This is a genomic window from Burkholderia sp. AU18528, assembly GCF_002223215.2.
In the GTDB taxonomy this organism is placed as follows: domain Bacteria; phylum Pseudomonadota; class Gammaproteobacteria; order Burkholderiales; family Burkholderiaceae; genus Burkholderia; species Burkholderia semiarida.
In genome coordinates, this window is sequence record NZ_NKFC02000008.1 from 150,451 (window position 1) to 167,978 (window position 17,528).

Here is a 17,528-nt window from a genome sequence, read left to right on the forward strand (position 1 = left end):
CGCGATCACGTCGCGATCCGTGTCGCGACGTCCGAACCTGATGTATCGTGGCGCCAGGCGTACGCTTCGTTGCCCGCCCCGCATCCGGTCGTCGGTTATGCGATCGCCTGCGACCGGCAACCGCTCACGCACGATCCTCCGCAACACGAAAGCCGTCCGGCGCCCGTGCGCGTCCGGCCGAGCCCTGTTCACCCGTCCGGAACCCGTCGCCATGAAAAAGCTAGTAAACCGCCCGTCCGACGTCGTGCGAGAAATGCTCGAAGGCATCGCGCGGCAATCGCCGCATCTCGCGATCCTCGGCGACGAGCACGTGCTCGTCCGCCAGCCGCTGCCCGAGCCGTCGCAGCGGCCGGTCGCGATCCTGTCCGGCGGCGGCAGCGGCCACGAGCCCGCGCACGGCGGCTACGTCGGCGAAGGGATGCTGAGCGCGGCCGTGTGCGGCGAAGTGTTCACGTCGCCGTCGACCGACGCCGTGCTCGCCGCGATTCGCGCGAGCGCCGGCCCGAACGGCGCGCTGCTGATCGTGAAGAACTACACCGGCGACCGGCTCAATTTCGGGCTCGCCGCCGAGCTCGCACGCGCGGAAGGCATTCCGGTCGAAACCGTGATCGTCGCCGACGACGTCGCGCTGCGCGGCCGCGTCGAGCGCGGCCAGCGGCGCGGGATCGCCGGCACCGTGCTGATCCACAAGCTCGCGGGCGCCGCCGCCGCGCGCGGGCTGCCGCTTGCCCGCGTCGCGAGCATCGCGCGCGACGCGGCAGCCGAGCTCGGCACGATGGGCGTCGCGCTCGACGGCTGCACGATCCCGGGCGCCGACAAATCGGGCTTCAGCCTCGCCGATCACGAGATCGAGCTGGGCCTCGGCATCCACGGCGAGAAAGGCGTCGAGCGCCGCGCGCCGCTGCCGGCCGACGCGCTGGCCGACACGCTGCTGGCGAGCATCGTCGCCGATCTCGTGCTCGAGCGCGGCGAGCGCGTCGCGCTGTTCGTCAACGGCCTCGGCGCGACGCCGGACATGGAACTCGCGATCGTGCTGCGCGCCGCGTTCGACAACCTGAGCCGGCGCGGCATCGTCGTCGCGCGCGCATGGGCCGGCACGTTCCTGTCCGCGCTGAACATGCCGGGCTGCTCGATCTCGGTGCTGCGGCTGAACGACGAGCGCGCGGCGCTGCTCGATGCGCCGACGCAGGCGCGCGCATGGCCGGGCGGCGGCATCGTGAACACACGGATTCGCGTGGCCGCGGCCGCGTCGCAGGACGCGCCGCTGCCGCCGCTCGACGCAGCCGGCCGCGCGTGGGCCGCGCGCCTGCAACCGGCGCTGCACGCGGTGGCGCAAACATTGATCGACCACGAGCAGACGTTGACGGATCTCGATGCGGCAGCCGGCGACGGCGATCTCGGCGCGAGCATGCGGCGCGCCGCGCAGGCGATCCTCGAACTACCCGACACCGCGTACGGCACGCCGTCCGGTGCGCTCGCGGCGCTCGGCGCCGCGTTGCGTCGCGCGATCGCCGGCAGCTCCGGTCCGTTCTATGCGACCGCGCTGCTGCGCGCGTCGCGCCGGCTGGCCGATATCGCCGAGCCGTCGCCGCGCGACTGGGCCGCGGCATTGCGCGCGGCGGTGGATTCGATCAGCGAACTCGGCGGCGCGCAGGCCGGCGACCGGACGATGCTCGATGCGCTGGTGCCGGCCGTCGACGCATTCGGCCGCGCGCTCGATGGCGATCGCGATCCCGCGAGCGCATGGGCGGCGGCCGTCGACGCGGCCGAGCGAGGCGCGCGGGAAACGGCACGCATGACGCCGCGCGCGGGACGGGCCAGCTATCTCGGCGAACGCGCGATCGGTACGCCGGATGGCGGCGCGGTGGCCGTCGCGTACTGGCTGCGCGCGCTGCTGCCGCACGTGCGGTAACGGGCGCGCGCGGCCGCGCTCAGACGCCCTCGACCAGCACCGCGCGATAGCGCGCGCCCTTGAACCGGTGCTGGACGACCTTCTGGTATTCGGGGCCGTGATACCACGCGTGCGCGGCCTCCTTCGACGGGAACTCGACGATCACGACGCCTTCCGGGCCTTCACCCTCGAGGGTTTCCTGCGGCCCATAAGCGGCGAGCACCTTCACCGGATGGCCGGCGAGGGTCGCACCGACCTGGCTCGAGTAGAGGTCGAGCTCATGCTGGTCCTGCGTGCTTTCCCGTGTAAAGACGATGTAGGTCGCCACGATATGCGCTCCTGATGAAGGGTGAAAAAAGGGACGCCACGCGCCGCACACTCCGACGAATCCCGCATGGCTGCGCGCAGCTTACCGCCATTCGCCGGCCGGCGCCGCGGCGAGCCGGCCCCGGCCTCCGCCGGCCCCCCGCCACGGCGCGGGAAAACCCCGATCTCCACATCGTCCTATGACATCGGGCATCGCTAATTGGCGGGATTACTTTGATCCTCGTCGGCGCCCGCCCGGGCGCATGCTGATAGCGAGGACCCTCATGCGATACGTGCCATCGTGGACTTCCGTTTCCGCCGCGTCGTCGATTCCCGACGATACAACCACCCAGCGCGGCGACGAGCCGCACAGCCTGCCGCGGGTCGCGATCACGGCCGCCGCCCTCGGCAACGCGACCGAATGGTTCGATTACGGTATTTACGCGTACGGCCTCGCGTACATTTCCGCCGCGCTCTTTCCCGGCAACACGGCCAGCGCGACGCTGTTCGCGCTCGGCACGTTCGCGATCTCGTTCCTGATCCGCCCGCTCGGCGGCCTGTTCTGGGGGCCGCTCGGCGACCGGCTCGGCCGCAAGCGCGTGCTCGCGCTGACGGTCCTGACGATGTCGGGCGCAACCTTGCTCGTCGGCTTGCTGCCGAGCTACGCGACGGCCGGCTGGCTGGCGCCGGCCGCGCTGATCGTGCTGCGCATGGTGCAGGGCTTCTCGACCGGCGGCGAATACGGCGGTGCGGCGACCTTCATCGCCGAATACGCGCCCGATTCGCGGCGCGGCCTGTGCGGCAGCTTCCTCGAATTCGCGACGCTCGCCGGCTTCTCGCTCGGCGCGTTCCTGATGCTCGGCTTCGCGCTGCTGCTCGGCGATTCGGCGATGCATGCGTGGGGTTGGCGCCTGCCGTTCCTCGTCGCGGCGCCGCTCGGCCTGATCGGCTTCTACCTGCGCTCGCGCCTCGAGGAGACGCCGGTGTTCCGCGAACTCGAGGAACAGGCGCACCGCCGCGAGAAAAGCGTCGCCGCCGCGCTGCCGATCCGGCTGCTGCTGGTGCGCTATGCGAAGCCGCTGCTGCTGCTTGGCGGGCTCGTCGTCGCATTGAACGTCGTCAACTACGTGCTGCTCGCGTACATGCCGACCTACATGCACAAGGAGCTCGGCGTCAGCGAAAACATGTCGCTGCTGATTCCGCTGATCGGCATGCTCGCGATGATGGTGCTGCTGCCGTTCGCCGGCTGGCTGTCGGATCGCGTCGGCCGCAAGACGATGTGGTGGATCTCGCTCGTCGGGCTGTTCGTCGCGGCCGTGCCGATGTTCACGCTGATGACGCACGGCCCGCTCGGCGCGTTCGTCGGCTTCGCGGTGCTCGGCGTGCTCTACGTGCCGCAGCTCGCCACCATTTCCGCGATGTTCCCGGCAATGTTCCCGACCCACGTCCGGTATGCGGGCATGGCGATCGCCTACAACGTGTCGACGTCGCTGTTCGGCGGCACCGCGCCGATCGTCAACGACTGGCTGATCGGCAAGACCGGCAACGCACTGATTCCCGCGTACTACATGATGGCCGCCTGCGCGGTCGGGCTGATCGCGCTGCTGGCGGTGATCGAGACGCGCGGATGTTCGCTGCGCGGCGACACGCTCCCCGGCCAGCCGGGCTGACCCGCGCGCCGGCCGCGCCCGGCTTCCCATAAACGGCAACCATTGCATCGCCCGCCGTCCGGCAACGGACGGCGGGCGACGTGCATTTCGGGCCACCGAAGCCGCGGCCCGATTGTTGTCGTCCGGACAACACGATGTGCCCCCGCGCGGCGCTGTCGGCGTGTGTCGGCCGTCACTACAATCGTTGACACGCTCGACCGGAATCCGGGCGAACCGAAGCGCGGCCTTCACGATCGCGCCAGCGAGCCGCGCCGTGCCGCGCGGCTTCCCTCACTCGACGAACAGGATTACTGAACATGAACGCACCCATCCGCAACGTCCGGCCGGTTACCGCCCGCCTGGGCAACGAATCTTCGGGCGAGCTCGTTTCGTCCCGCTACGCGGTGCGCATCGGCGACGTCGATGTCGTGCTGATCAGCGACGGCGTGCTGCCGCTGCCGACTTCCACCATGTCCACCAACGTGAGCGAAGCGGACCGCAACGCGTGGTTCGACGGCCGTTTCCTGCAACGCGACATGTTCGACTGGGCGCTCAACATCGCGCTCGTGCGCAGCGGCGATCGCCTGATCCTGATCGATTCGGGCGTGGGCGACGGTTTCGAATACTTCACGCGCGCCGGGCGCTCGGTGATGCGTCTGGAATCGGCCGGCATCGATCTGGCCGCGATCACCGATATCGTGATCACGCACATGCACATGGATCACGTCGGCGGGCTGAACGTCGACGGCGTCAAGGCGAAGCTGCGCCCCGACGTACGCATTCACGTGTCGGCCGCGGAAGTGGCGTTCTGGAAGCATCCGGACTTCAGCAAGACGGTGATGCCGGAAACCGTTCCGCCCGCGCTGCGCAAGGCGGCAGCGAGGTTCATGGAACTCTACGGCGAACACGTCGTGCAGTTCGATCGCACCGTGGAAGTCGCCGCGGGCGTGTCGGCGCGGGTGACGGGCGGGCATACGCCGGGGCACTGCGTGGTCGACATCGCATCGAACGGAGAAAAGCTGACGTTCGCGGGCGATGCGATTTTCGAAGTCAACTTCGACAATCCCGACTGGCAAAACGGCTTCGAACACGATCCCGAAGCGGCGGTCGACGTGCGTCTCGCGCTGTTCAACGAAGCCGCGGACACCGGCTCGATGCTGGCTGCCGCGCACGTCGCGTTCCCGTCCATCGGCCATGTTGCCCGGGACGGCGACGGTTTCCGGTTCGTCCCGGTCGTGTGGGATTACTGAGTGACGGGCGATAGCCGACGCGCGCCGTAGGCGATGCGACGACGGTTTTGCTGAACCGGACCTGCACCCGGACCGGCAAGAAAACACGCCGCCGCACTTGCATGCGGCGGCGTCGCCTCGCGCGCCGGAACGCGCATCAGGATCGCTGACAACTCACGCGACGGCCGAAATATTCCGCTCCGCTACCTCGTCCACCGCATCCTTCACGATCGCGACGATCTCGTCGGCTTCCGCACGCGTCATCACGAGCGGCGGCGCAAAGCCGAGAATGTCGCCGTGCGGCATCGCCCGCGCGATCACGCCGCGCTGCAACGCCGCAGCCGACACCTGCGCGCCGATCTTCAGCGCGGGATCGAACGGCGTACGTGCGTCCTTGTCGGCCATGAACTCGAGCGCGGCCAGCATCCCGACGCTGCGCACTTCGCCGACGAGCGCATGCGCGCCGAATGCATCGCGCAGCTTCGCGCCGAAATACGCGCCGACCTCGGCCGCGTTGCCAACGAGGTTCTCGCGCTCCAGAATCGCGAGGTTCGCGAGCGCCGCGGCCGCGCATACCGGATGGCCCGAATACGTCCAGCCGTGCCCCATCGGCCCGTGTTCCTGCGAGCCGCGCGCGATCACGTCCCACACCTTCTCGCCGACGATCACGCCCGACAGCGGCGCATACGCGCTCGTCAGCCCCTTCGCGACGGTAATCAGGTCGGGCTCGATCCCGAAGTGCTGCGCGCCCATCTTCGAGCCGAGACGCCCGAACCCGCACACGACTTCATCGGAAATCAGCAGGATGTCGTGCTTGCGCAGCACGGCCTGGATCGCGGGCCAGTAGCCGGCCGGCGGTTCGATGATGCCGCCCGTGCCCATCACCGGCTCCGCGATGAACGCGGCGACCGTGTCGGCGCCCTCGCGCGCGATCAGCTTCTCGAGTTCGTCGACGCAGTACGCGACGAACTGCGCTTCGTTCATGCCGGCCGGCGCCTTGCGGTACCAGTGCGGACACACCGTATGCTTCACGCGGTCGATCGGCAGGTCGAAATGCTGGTGGAAGCTCGGCAGGCCCGTGAGGCTGCCCGTCACGATGCCCGAGCCGTGATAGCCGCGCTCGCGCGAGATGATCTTCTTCTTGTTCGGGCGGCCGAGCACGTTGTTGTAATACCAGACGATCTTGACCTGCGTCTCGTTCGCGTCGGAACCCGACATCCCGTAGTAGACCTTCTTCATCCCCGCCGGCGACCAGTCGATGATGCGCGACGACAGCTCGATGATCGCGTCCGACGCGTGACCGACGTACGTGTGGTAATAGGCGAGCTGCTTCGCCTGTTCGTGCATCGCGTCGGCCACTTCGGTGCGGCCGTAGCCGATGTTCACGCAGTAGAGGCCGGCGAACGCGTCGATATAGCGCTTGCCCTGGTGATCCTCGATGCGGATGCCTTCGCCGCCGCGCACGATCTTGCCCGGCAGCGCGCCGGTCTCGTGGTCGTACGCGTGCGTCGACGGGTGCATGAAGTGGGCGCGGTCCTCGCGCAGCAGTGCGTCGATCGATTTTTGCATGATGTGCTCCTTTGATTGGGTCAGGCCGTCGCCGCCACAGGCAGGCCGAGATTGCCGAGGCAGAAGTACTTGGTTTCGGTGAACGGCTCGAAGCCTTCGGCGCCGCCTTCGCGCCCGAGGCCCGACGCCTTCATCCCGCCGAACGGGATCGGCGCGCCGGTGAATTTCACGCCATTGACCGACACCATCGCGAAATCGAGCCGCCGCACGAGCTGGAAGATCGTGTCGACGCGCGTCGCGCACACGTAGGCGGCGAGGCCGTATTCGGTGTCGTTGGCCGTTTCGATTGCCTCGTCGAGCGTGTCGAACGCGCCGACGGCCGAGATCGGCGCGAAGTTTTCCTCGTCGACCACGCGCATGCCGGGTGCGGCATCCGCGATCACGGTCGGCTCGTAGAACCAGCCGCCGAGCGCATGCGGCCGGCCGCCCGCGACGATGCGCGCACCGCGCGCCCGCGCATCCTCGACGCGCGCCACGGTCGCGTCGAACGCGGCCTGATGCATCAGCGGGCCGACGTCGACGCCCTGCTCGAACGCGGGCCCCGTCTTCAACGCGCGCACCGCGTTCGCATACCGTTCGACGAACGCGTCGTACAGCGGGCGCGCGACGAGAATCCGGTTCGCCGCGCAGCAGTCCTGGCCGGACGTCTGGAACTTCGCGCCGACGGCGATCGGCACCGCCTGGTCGAGATCCGCGTCCTCGGTCACGATGAACGGCGCGTTGCCGCCCAGTTCGAGCGCGATCTTGCGAATGCCGGCCTTCGCGGCGGCTTCGGTCACGAGCCGCCCGACGCGCGTCGAGCCGGTGAAGCTCACCGCACGCACGCGCGCGTCGCCGACCAGCGTCTCCATCGCCATCTGCGGCTCGCCGAGCACGACGTTGAACACGCCGGCCGGGAAGCCGGCCTCGTCGGCGAGCTGCGCGAGCGCGAGCGCCGAGAACGGCGTTTCGTGCGCGGGCTTCACGACCACGGTGCAACCGACCGCGATCGCGGCTGCCGCCTTGCGCGTGATCATCGCGGCCGGGAAATTCCACGGCGTGATCAGCGCCGCGACGCCGATCGGCTCCATCACGGTGCCGAGTTGCGCACCGTCGATATGCGTCGGAATCGTGCGGCCCGCGACGCGTTTGGCCTCGTTCGCGAACCATTCGACGAAGCTCGCCGCATAGCGGATCTCGCCGCGCGCTTCGGCCAGCGGCTTGCCCTGTTCCAGCGACAGCAGTGCGGCCAGATCGTCGACGTGACGCAGGATCAACGCATGCCAGCGCAGCAATGCCGCGCTGCGCGCCGCTTGCGATGTCCAGCGCCAGGTGCCGTACGCGCGCTGCGCGGCATCGACGGCCGCGACGATCTGCGCGCGATCGAGCATCGGCACGTGACCGATCACGGCCTGATCGGCCGGGTTCACGACGGCGACCGTCGCGGCACTGTCGCTGTGGATCCAGCGACCGTCGACGTAGCAGGTCGACTTGAACAGAACGGGGTGTCCGGGCAGCATGCTGCGTCTCCTCGTTGGTGGGCACGGACTTCATTGTGTCGCGCCGGCGCATGCGGAAATTTCGGTTTGCACGGCTGGAAATGCCGGTTTTTTCCGTATTGCCGCGCACCGGCGCGAAGTTTCACAACCAGTCCGGCACGCCGCCGGAGGTGCACTTCACGACCTTCGTCACGATGTACGTGAAGTAGCGCTCGATGCCGAGGTCTTCCATCAGCAACGCATCGATGAAGCGCTGGTAATGGTCGATGTCGCGCGCGACCACGTGCAGCACGTAATCGACGCCGCCGCCCGTCGCGTAGCACTGCGCGACCTCGGGCGCCGCGGCCACGCGATCCTCGAAGCGCCGCATGTCGGGCGCGGTATGCCGCGACAGCGTGACCTCGACGACGATGCGGCTGCCGGCGCACGCGCCGATCCAGTCGACGTCCGCGCGATAGCCGCGGATCACGCCGCTTTCCTCGAGCTTGCGCACGCGCTCCCATGCCGGCGAAATCGACAGGTTCACGGCTTCCGCGAGTTTCGACTTCGTGATGCGCCCGTCGCGCTCGAGCAGGTGCAGGATCGCGAGGTCGTATCGATCGAGCTTGATCACGTCGTGCGCGTCCTCATACGGCCACCGGAATGTTGCGCTCGACGATGTCGGCCACCACCGCGATCGTGTCGCCGGGCTGCACGATGCCCGGGAAGTGCCGGGCCGCGAGCAGCCCGCGCCGCCGCGCGACGTATTCGATCGGCGTGACGCCCGTGCGATCGATGTCGTGCACGCGCACGAGCACGTCGCCGGCGTCGACCTCGGTGCCGAGATCGCGGCACATCTCGAGCAGCCCGTGATGCTCGCTCGTCGTGAAGCACGAACCGTCCGGCATGTCGAGCAGCGTCGTCGTACGCGGCGCGTTGCCGTCGATCACGTCCTTCGCGATCACGCCCGCATGCGCGAGGAATCCATACACGCCGCGCTCGGCGATCGCGACGCTCGCGGCCGTCGACGTGCCGCCGCCGCCCAGCTCGGTCGACACGAATACCTTGCCGGCCTCCTCGGCCGCGCTGTCGTAGAGGCCGACGCTGTCGAGCTCCAGCATGCGCATCGAATACGGCGCGCCGAACGCGCGCATCGCGCGCTCGCAGCGCGCTTCCTGATCGCGGTCCGCCAGCACGTGAATCGCCGCGAACGGCACGAAGTCGAGCGTGCGGCCGCCCGCGTGAATGTCGAGCACGTGCGTCGCGAGCGGCAGCAGGTGACGCTGAAAGTAATCGGCGATCTTCTCGGTCACGGTGCCGTCCGGCCGGCCCGGGAAGCTGCGGTTCAGGTTGCCCGCGTCGATCGGCGACGTGCGGCAACCGGCGCGAAACGCCGGATAGTTCATGAACGGCACGACGATCACGCGGCCGGTCACGTCGGCCGCCTTCAGCGAACCGGCCAGCTTCGACAGCGCGACCGGCCCTTCGTACTCGTCGCCGTGATTGCCGCCGGTCAGCAACACTGTCGGCCCGTCGCCGCGCTTCACGACGGTCACCGGAATCATGATCGCGCCCCACGCGGAATCGTCGCGCGAGTAAGGCAGCTTCAGGAAGCCGTGCTGTTCGCCGTCCGCGTCGAAATCGACGGTCGGCGTAATCGGGGAAGCACGCATCGCCCTACTCCTTCACGAACAGCTTGCGCGGCACGTTGCAGAACGTCTCGACGCCGGTCTCGGTGATCAGGATGCTTTCCGTGATCTCCAGCCCCCAGTCGTCGAGCCACAGCCCCGGCATGAAATGGAACGTCATGCCGGGTTCGAGCACCGTCCGGTCGCCCGGACGCAGGCTCATCGTGCGCTCGCCCCAGTCGGGCGGATAGCTCGCGCCGATCGGGTAGCCGCAGCGGCTGTCCTTCTCGATGCCCGCACGGCGCAGCACCGCGAAGAACGCATTCGCGACGTCCTCGCACACGTTGCCCGGCTTCGCGGCCGCGAGCCCGGCCTCGATCCCTTCGACCACCGCGCGCTCGCCTTCGATGAAGTGCGCGGGCGGCTTGCCGAGGTAGACCGTGCGCGACAGCGGGCAGTGATAGCGGCGGTAGCAACCGGCGATCTCGAAGAACGTGCCGGCGCCGCGCGCGAACGTCGAATCGTCCCACGTCAGGTGCGGCGCGGCGGCATCCGCGCCGGTCGGCAGCAGCGGCACGATCGCCGGATAGTCGCCGCCAAAGCCCTCCGCGCCGCCGATGCCGGTCGCATAGATCTGCGCGACCAGGTCGCTTTTCTTCATGCCGGGCTCGATCGTCTCGACGATGTGCGCATGCATCCGCTCGACGATGCGCGCGGCCACGCGCATGTACTCGATCTCGCGCGGCGACTTCACCGCGCGCTGCCAGTTCACGAGCGCGGTCGCATCGACCCAGCGCGCGGCCGGCAGATGCCGCTGCAGCGACGCGTACGCCGCCGCGCTGAAGTAGTAGTTGTCGAGCTCGACGCCGATGCGCAGCGTGCTCCAGCCGCGCGCCGCGATCACTTCGGCGGACAGGTAGTCCATCGGATGACGGGCCGTCGACTGCACGTAATGATCTGGATACCCGACGATGTTTTCGTGCGCCATGAACGCGGTGCGCTTCGCGCCGTTCGCGTCCTGGCCGCGGCCGAACCACACGGGTTCGCCGTCCAGCGCCAATAGCACGCACTGGTGCACGTAGAACGACCAGCCGTCATAGCCGGTGAGCCAGCCCATGTTGGTCGGGTCGGTGACGATCAGCAGGTCGATGCCGGCCCGCTCCATCGCCGCGCGCGTCTTCGCGATCCGCGCAGCGTATTCGCTGCAATCGAACGCGAGACGCGGCGCGGCTTCGTAGGTTTCGATGACTGCGGCCATCTGTCTCCTCTCAGGTCGTGAGGTCGTTGTGGAAAATCGTGCCGACTTCCGCCGCGCGGGCGCGTTGCAGCGCAAGCACGGCAATGGCGGTGTCCTGCGCGCCGGTGCCGGTCAGATCGCAGATCGTGATGTCGTCGCGATGCGTGCGGCCGTCGCGGCGGCCGGCGATCACTTCGCCGAGTTCGGGGAACACGGCATCGGCCGGCGCCACGCCGGCCGCGATCGCATGCGCGAGTTCGCCGGCCACGCGGGTCTGCTGCAACCGGTCGCAGAAGTAGTGCGCGGTGCCGAACACCGACGGCGCGAGTTCGGTCTTGTAGTCGGCGTCCGAACCCATCGCCGTCACGTGCAGCCCGGGATGCAGATCCTCCGCGTGCACGAGCGGCGCGCGGCTCGGCGTGGTCGTCACCGCGATGTCGGCGTCGGCGAGCGCCGCGTGCACCGAGCGCGCGACGATCGCGTCGATCCCGTATGCGGCGCGCACGTCGGCCGCGAATCGCGTGGCACGCTCGGCATCGCGCGCCCACACCGTTACATGCGTGATGTCGCGCACGAGCATCAGCGCGTCGAGCTGCAACCGGGCCTGCTCGCCCGCGCCGACGATCGCCGCGCGGCGCGCATCGGCGCGCGCGAGCCGGCGCGCGGCCACGGCGCCGGCCGCCGCGGTGCGCACGGCCGTCAGGTAGCCGTTGTCGAGCAGCACGGCCTCGGTCAGGCCGGTGCGCGCGGACAGCACGAGCATCAACCCGTTCAGGCTCGGCAGCCCGAGCGACGGGTTGTCGAAGAAGCCGGGGCTGACCTTGATCGCGAAGCTGTCGAAGCGTGGCAGGTAAGCGGTCTTGACGTCCACTTCGGCATGGCGCTCCGGCAGCGGGAGATTCAGGATCGGCGGCATCACGACGGCGTCGGTCGCCAGCGACGCGAACGCGGCCTCGATCTGGTCAATCGCGGCCAGATCGAGCGGCACCAGCGCGCGCAGTTGCGCCTGGCCGAGCAACGTGACGGGACGGGTCATGTCAGTTCTCCGAAACGAGCCGGCGATGCGCGGCCATGTCGATGTTCGCGCCGCTCACGACGACCACGATCGGGCCGCCGCGATCGCGGCGCGCGATCCGTTCATCCAGCAACGCGGCGAGGCCGACCGCGCCGGCGCCTTCGACGACGAGCCGTTCTTCCCGATACGCATGCGCGATGCCGCGCGCGATCGACGGCTCGTCGAGCAGCACGACGTCGTCGGCCAGCGCGCGCGTCATGTCGAACGTGTAGCGGTTGTCGAGGCCGATGCCGCCGCCGAGCGAATCGGCCAGCGTCGGCTGCTCGGCGACGTCGACCGGGCGGCCGGCCGCGAGGCTCGCATGCATCGCGGCGCCGCGCGCCATCGATACGCCGATCGCCTCGACCGCCGGCCGGATCGCCTTCGCGGCAAACGCGACCCCGCTGAACAGGCCGCCGCCCGACAGCGGCACGACGAGCGTCGCCGTATCGGGCAGCGCCTCGAGAATCTCGACGCCGATCGTCGCCTGGCCCGCGATGATGCGCGGATCGTCGAACGGCGGCACGTACGCATAGCCTTCGTCGCATACCAGGCGCCTTGCTTCGGCCTGCGCGTCGTCCTGGCTGTCGCCGACGATCACCACGCGCGCGCCGAGCGCCGCGACCGCATCGACCTTGTTGGCCGGCACGAGCGACGACATGCAGACGGCCGCGTCGATGCCGAGCGCGCGCGCCGCGTACGCGAGCGCGCGACCGTGATTGCCCGTCGACGCGGTGACCACGCGCGTCACGCGCTGCGCCGCGAGTTCCGCGAGCACGTTGGTCGCGCCGCGCAGCTTGAAGCTGCCGGTCGGCTGCAGCGTTTCGAGCTTCAGGTAGACCGGTGCGCCAACGCGCGCGGACAGCGCGGCGGATGCAACGAGCGGCGTACCATCTGCGCGCCCGGCGAGGCGGCGGCGCGCGCGGTAGACGTCGGACAGCGACAGGAAGGACATGGAACGCACGCCTCGCGACGAATGTGATGCGATCCAGTCTAATGTTCCAAATCGCGCTTTCGAATGTCCTGATACATTGCGCGCGACGTTGCGGCGCCGCCGCCGGTTCAGTGGAAATCGTTCAGGTGCGGATACTGCTCGAACACGCCCGCGATCGTCTCGAGCGCAGCGTTGCACGCGGCATCGGTGGTTTCGGCGCCGATGCACACGCGCACCGCGTTCGGCCGCTCCGTGCCGCCAACCAGAAACGGATCGGGCGACGTCACCGCGATCTTGCGCGTGCGCAATTCGCGCACGATCCGCTCGGCCTGCCAGTAGTCGGGCACGCGCAGCCATGCCGAAACCGCATTGGGATGCGCGCCCAGCACATACGGCCCCAGCGCGGCCCTCACCATCGCCTGACGCACGGCGAGCCGCTGGCGCTGCAGTTCGACGAGCCGCCGCGCGGTGCCGTCGGCGATCCAGCGCGTCGCGATTTCCGCGATCGGCGACGTCGCCATCCAGCTGCTCACGCGCAGCACGCTCTCGACGCGCAACGCGAGCCGCCGCGGCATCGCGAGATAGCCGGTGCGTAAGCCCGTCAGCACCGATTTCGTCATGCTCGTGCAGTAGAAGCCGAGCTCCGGAATCAGGCTGGCGATCGGCGTGGCCGTCTTCTCGGGCAGCGGACCATACACGTCGTCCTCGATCACGTACACGCCGTAGCGCGTCGCGATGCGCGCGATCGACCGCCGCCGCGACTCGGTCATCATCGACACGGTCGGGTTATTGAGGGTCGGCGTGCAGACGAGCGCGCTGATCCGCTCGCCGTCGCACATCTCCTCGAAATGTTCGGGACGGATGCCGTGCTCGTCCATCTCGAGCCCTTTCAGCGTAAAGCCGAGCACGTTCGCGGAGCCGATCACGCCGTGATCGGTCAGGCTCTCGCACAACACGGTATCGCCCGGCCCGACGATCGACGCGAGCGCGAGAAAGATCCCGTGCGCCGCGCCGTTCGTAACCAGCAGCGATTCGCGGTGCACGGGCATGTTCAGCGACGCGAGCCACGCGGCGCCGGCGTCGCGATGCGCATCGAGGCCGGCGATCGGCCGGAACGACCGGATCCACGGCTGATCGTCGGCGCCCGCCAGCGCCGCGCACACGCTGCGCCACGCGGCATCGTGCTCCGGCGTGTGGACGATGCGGGCGATCGAGAAGTCGACCAGTTCGCGCTCGGTCGTATCGAGGATGTAGTTCGACATCGATTCGGTCACGCGCGCGGCCACGAAGCTGCCGCGGCCGACCTCGCAGCGGATCAGCCCCTGGCGCTCCAGCTCCTTGTACGCGTTGGTGACGGTCTGCACGCTGACGCCGAGGCTCGACGCGACGTCGCGCTGCGGCGCGAGCCGTGCGCCCGGCGCGAGCGCGCCGGTCTCGATGTCGCCGGCGATCGCCTTCACGAGCCGCTTGTATTTCGACTCGATGCCGTGCACGGCGCCGATCGCGTCGCGCCAGCCTGCCGATACCTCGGTCCGTCCCATCTCGATGTCTCCGTCATGGCTTCCGCATGGTCGCTCAGAAAGACACCCTGAAAATATTGTCCTAGTGCAATCGCGCGCGAAAGCAGGACGTTGCGGGTCGAAACGGGCCGCGCAAGCGGCGTGCCCGGCATGCGTACGCGCCCGGCTCTTCAATTGATCGGACGAATGTCGGGGCGGCGGCGCGGAATGCGGCACGCGCGGGCGTACTTCGTGTTGCCGGACAGTTCTCGTTCCGACTATTCGATATGGTCGCCGCGCCGGACATGCGGGTTCGCGGTCGCCAGCCTTGCTTGACCACGGCCGGCACGCCGCCTGGATTGCTTCAGGTAGGCCGGCCGTGCCGCCTGCGATGTGTCATCCGGTTGGCAAATACGATAGTTTGCTATCGAATCTTTTTGCCCCTATCATCTCGCCCATGACCAATCTGCACGATCTCCGCCTCGCCGTCAGCAGCCTGCTCGTGCTCACCGCGCGCAAGTGGCGCCGCACCAGCGACGGCGTGCTGACCGCGTACAACGTGTCCGAGGCCTGCGCGACGCCGCTCCTGATCGCCGGGCGCCTCGGCGAAGGCGTGCGGCAAGGTACGCTCGCCGAACACGTCGGCATCGAAGGGCCGTCGCTCGTGCGCCTGCTCGACCAGCTGTGCGCGGCCGGCCTCGCGCGCCGCGACGAGGATCCGCACGACCGCCGCGCGAAGACGATCTCGCTGACGGCCGCCGGCCGCGCAGTCACCGCGAAGATGGAGGAAGACCTGCGCGCGCTGCGTGCACAGGTGCTCAAAGGCGTGTCGCGCGCCGATCTCGAAGCCACGCTGCGCGTACTGAACGCATTCAACGCAGCCGACGCGCCCCCTGGGGCTTCGCCCCCGTCCCACTCCGCCGATTCCGCGTCATGACCTATCCGAGCCTCCGCGACTGGCTGTTCTCGGGCAAGACGTTCGCCGCATCGATGCTGGCGCTGTACCTCGGCCTGTATTTCCAGTTGCCGCGCCCGTACTGGGCGATGGCGAGCGTGTACATCGTGTCGAACCCATTCGTCGGCGCGACGCGCTCGAAAGCGCTGTACCGCGCGCTCGGCACCGCGCTCGGCGCGGCCGCCGCGATCTTCTTCGTGCCGCCGTTCGTCGAGACGCCGCTCCTGTTCAGCATCATCGTCGCGACCTGGTGCGGCACGCTGCTGTACCTGGCGATCTCCGATCGCACCGCGCGCAGCTACGTCTTCATGCTCGCCGGCTATACGATGCCGCTGGTCGCGCTGCCGACCGTCACCGACCCGTCCACGATATTCGACGTCGCGATCGCGCGCACCGAGGAAATCGTGCTCGGCATCGTCTGCGCGAGCGTGGTCGGCAGCACCGTGTTTCCGAACCGGCTCGCGCCGACGCTGATCGAGCGCACCGACGCGTGGTTCAAGGACGCCGCGTTCTACGGCCGCGAAACGCTGTCCGGGCATCTGGCCGGCAAGGCGCTGTCCGCGTGCCGGCAGCGGCTCGCCGCGACCATAACCGGCCTCGAGTTCCTGCTGAGCCAGCTGGGCTACGACCATGCGCATCCGCGCCTGCTCGCGCGGGCGCAGGCGCTCGCGGGCCGGATGCAGTTGTTCCTGCCGCTGATGTCGTCGCTCGCCGATCCGCTGGTCGCGCTGATGCGCGACCTGCACGTGCGCCCGCCCGCGCTCGACGCGCTGCTGGCCGACGCCGCGAAGTGGTTCGACGCGCCGCTGCCGGCCGTGAAGACCGGCACCGACGGCGACATGGCGCACGATCCGGTCGCGGACGACCTGCGCGCGCGCATCGCCGCGCTGCAGCCGCCCGCCAGCGCGCTGGCGAGCTGGGACGGCGCGCTGCTGTCGAATGCGCTGTGGCGGCTGCGCCAGGTCATCGACATCTGGCAGGACTGCCGCTCGCTGCGTGCGCTGATCGCGAACGAGTCGGGCGTGTGGCAGCCGCGCTACCGGCACTGGCGGCTCGGCGGCACCGAGCGCTTCTTCGATCGCGGGATGATGCTGTTCTCGACGCTGACCGTCGTGTTCGCGATCGTGTTCGCGTGCTGGCTGTGGATCTCGTCCGGCTGGCACGACGGCGCAGCCGCCGTCACGCTCGTGGCCGTGTCGTGCAGTTTCTTCGCCGCGCTCGACGAGCCGGCGCCGCTGGTGTTCAAGTTCTTCCTGTCGACCGCCGCGAGCGTCGTGTTCGCCGGCCTGTACCTGTTCGTCGTGCTGCCGCACGTGCACGATTTCGCGATGCTCGTGCTGATGTTCGCGGGCCCGTTCATCCTGATCGGCACGCTGCTGCCACGCCCGCAGTTCAACATGGTGACGATGCTCGTCGCCGTGAACACGGCTACCTTCATCAGCATCCAGAGCGCGTACGAAGCCGATTTCTTCGTGTTCCTGAACAGCAACCTCGCGGGCGTCGCCGGGCTGCTGTTCGCGTACGTGTGGACGCGCGCGACGCGCCCGTTCGGCGCGGAACTCGCGGTGCGGCGCCTGCTGCGCTCGGGCTGGGAGGACGTCGCGCGCTCCGCGTCGACGCAGCCGCTCGACGACCAGCGCAACCACGCGTCGCGGATGCTCGATCGCGTCACGCAACTGCTGCCGCGCCTCGGCGCGTCCGACGATCACCGCCACCCGTCGATCGAAAGCTTCCGCGACCTGCGCATCGCGCTGAACGCGCTCGACCTGCGCCGCTCGCGCCGCCGGCTGTCGGGCGACGTACCCGACGCGATCGATCGCGTGCTGGCCGGCGTCACCGATCACTACGCGCGCTGCGCGGCCGCGAACGCGCGCCAGCCCGTGCCGCCCGCGCTGCTCGCGACGATCGACGACGCGCTGCGGCGTGTGGCCGGCAGCACCCTGCCGGGCGCCGCGCCGGGCGACGGCGCCGCCTCGCCCGCCGTACCAGCCGCGCACCGCCGGCTGCGCGACACGCTGCACGCGCTCGTCGGGCTGCGCCTGTCGCTGTATCCGGCCGCGACCGCACAACCGCCGCAGGCGCCGGACGGAGCGCACGCATGAACCGGCTTTCCACCCTGT

General features: G+C 69.3%; 14 protein-coding genes. 5 read left to right on the top strand and 9 right to left on the bottom strand.

The window, feature by feature from the left end; genetic code table 11:
- The first annotated feature begins 211 nt into the window (after nucleotides 1-211).
- A complete protein-coding gene (dhaL, locus tag CFB52_RS30225) occupies nucleotides 212-1,912 on the top strand; it encodes a dihydroxyacetone kinase subunit DhaL (protein ID WP_099318285.1) in 1,701 nt (566 codons plus the stop codon).
- Nucleotides 1,913-1,931: 19 nt separating this feature from the next.
- On the opposite strand, the gene CFB52_RS30230 is transcribed toward dhaL, so the two are convergent.
- Entirely contained in the window at nucleotides 1,932-2,219 is a 288-nt protein-coding gene (locus tag CFB52_RS30230; RefSeq protein WP_059579480.1) for a DUF1330 domain-containing protein, read from the bottom strand.
- Between the two features lie 262 nt (nucleotides 2,220-2,481).
- Here CFB52_RS30230 and CFB52_RS30235 point away from each other — a divergent pair, with 262 nt between their 5' ends.
- Nucleotides 2,482-3,867, top strand: coding sequence for an MFS transporter (locus tag CFB52_RS30235; protein ID WP_059641089.1), 1,386 nt, complete (start codon nucleotides 2,482-2,484; stop codon nucleotides 3,865-3,867).
- 296 nt (nucleotides 3,868-4,163) lie between these two features.
- Nucleotides 4,164-5,096 carry an MBL fold metallo-hydrolase gene (locus CFB52_RS30240; protein ID WP_059579484.1) on the top strand — a complete coding sequence of 311 codons (933 nt, stop codon included), beginning with the start codon at nucleotides 4,164-4,166 and terminating at the stop codon, nucleotides 5,094-5,096.
- Between the two features lie 153 nt (nucleotides 5,097-5,249).
- Here CFB52_RS30240 and CFB52_RS30245 read toward each other — a convergent pair whose 3' ends face one another.
- The 8 genes from CFB52_RS30245 to CFB52_RS30280 form a co-directional block, all read right to left on the bottom strand.
- Nucleotides 5,250-6,644, bottom strand: coding sequence for an aspartate aminotransferase family protein (locus tag CFB52_RS30245; RefSeq protein WP_099318286.1), 1,395 nt, complete (start codon nucleotides 6,642-6,644; stop codon nucleotides 5,250-5,252).
- A 20-nt stretch (nucleotides 6,645-6,664) separates the two neighbouring features.
- Nucleotides 6,665-8,143: an NAD-dependent succinate-semialdehyde dehydrogenase gene (locus CFB52_RS30250; RefSeq protein ID WP_099318287.1), complete on the bottom strand. Its 1,479-nt coding sequence runs from the start codon at nucleotides 8,141-8,143 to the stop codon at nucleotides 6,665-6,667.
- Between the two features lie 121 nt (nucleotides 8,144-8,264).
- Complete coding sequence (locus CFB52_RS30255) at nucleotides 8,265-8,735, bottom strand: Lrp/AsnC family transcriptional regulator (protein ID WP_099318288.1); 471 nt, start codon at nucleotides 8,733-8,735, stop codon at nucleotides 8,265-8,267.
- Nucleotides 8,736-8,748: 13 nt separating this feature from the next.
- Nucleotides 8,749-9,774, bottom strand: coding sequence for a N(2)-acetyl-L-2,4-diaminobutanoate deacetylase DoeB (doeB, locus tag CFB52_RS30260; protein ID WP_099318289.1), 1,026 nt, complete (start codon nucleotides 9,772-9,774; stop codon nucleotides 8,749-8,751).
- A gap of 4 nt (nucleotides 9,775-9,778) precedes the next feature.
- Complete coding sequence (gene doeA, locus CFB52_RS30265; RefSeq protein WP_099318290.1) at nucleotides 9,779-10,987, bottom strand: ectoine hydrolase DoeA; 1,209 nt, start codon at nucleotides 10,985-10,987, stop codon at nucleotides 9,779-9,781.
- Between the two features lie 10 nt (nucleotides 10,988-10,997).
- Complete coding sequence (locus CFB52_RS30270) at nucleotides 10,998-12,002, bottom strand: cyclodeaminase (RefSeq protein WP_099318291.1); 1,005 nt, start codon at nucleotides 12,000-12,002, stop codon at nucleotides 10,998-11,000.
- A 1-nt stretch (nucleotide 12,003) separates the two neighbouring features.
- On the bottom strand, nucleotides 12,004-12,975 hold the full coding sequence (eutB, locus tag CFB52_RS30275) for a hydroxyectoine utilization dehydratase EutB (protein ID WP_059579506.1): 972 nt from the start codon (nucleotides 12,973-12,975) through the stop codon (nucleotides 12,004-12,006).
- Between the two features lie 107 nt (nucleotides 12,976-13,082).
- A complete protein-coding gene (locus CFB52_RS30280) occupies nucleotides 13,083-14,495 on the bottom strand; it encodes a PLP-dependent aminotransferase family protein (protein WP_059579509.1) in 1,413 nt (470 codons plus the stop codon).
- Nucleotides 14,496-14,910: 415 nt separating this feature from the next.
- Here CFB52_RS30280 and CFB52_RS30285 point away from each other — a divergent pair, with 415 nt between their 5' ends.
- Together CFB52_RS30285 and CFB52_RS30290 are read left to right on the top strand one after the other, a co-directional pair.
- Nucleotides 14,911-15,390, top strand: a complete 480-nt coding sequence (locus CFB52_RS30285; RefSeq protein ID WP_059579512.1) for a MarR family winged helix-turn-helix transcriptional regulator — start codon at nucleotides 14,911-14,913, stop codon at nucleotides 15,388-15,390.
- Entirely contained in the window at nucleotides 15,387-17,510 is a 2,124-nt protein-coding gene (locus CFB52_RS30290; protein ID WP_059579515.1) for an FUSC family protein, read from the top strand. Before CFB52_RS30285 ends, CFB52_RS30290 begins: the two co-directional genes overlap by 4 nt.
- Nucleotides 17,511-17,528: the final 18 nt, after the last annotated feature.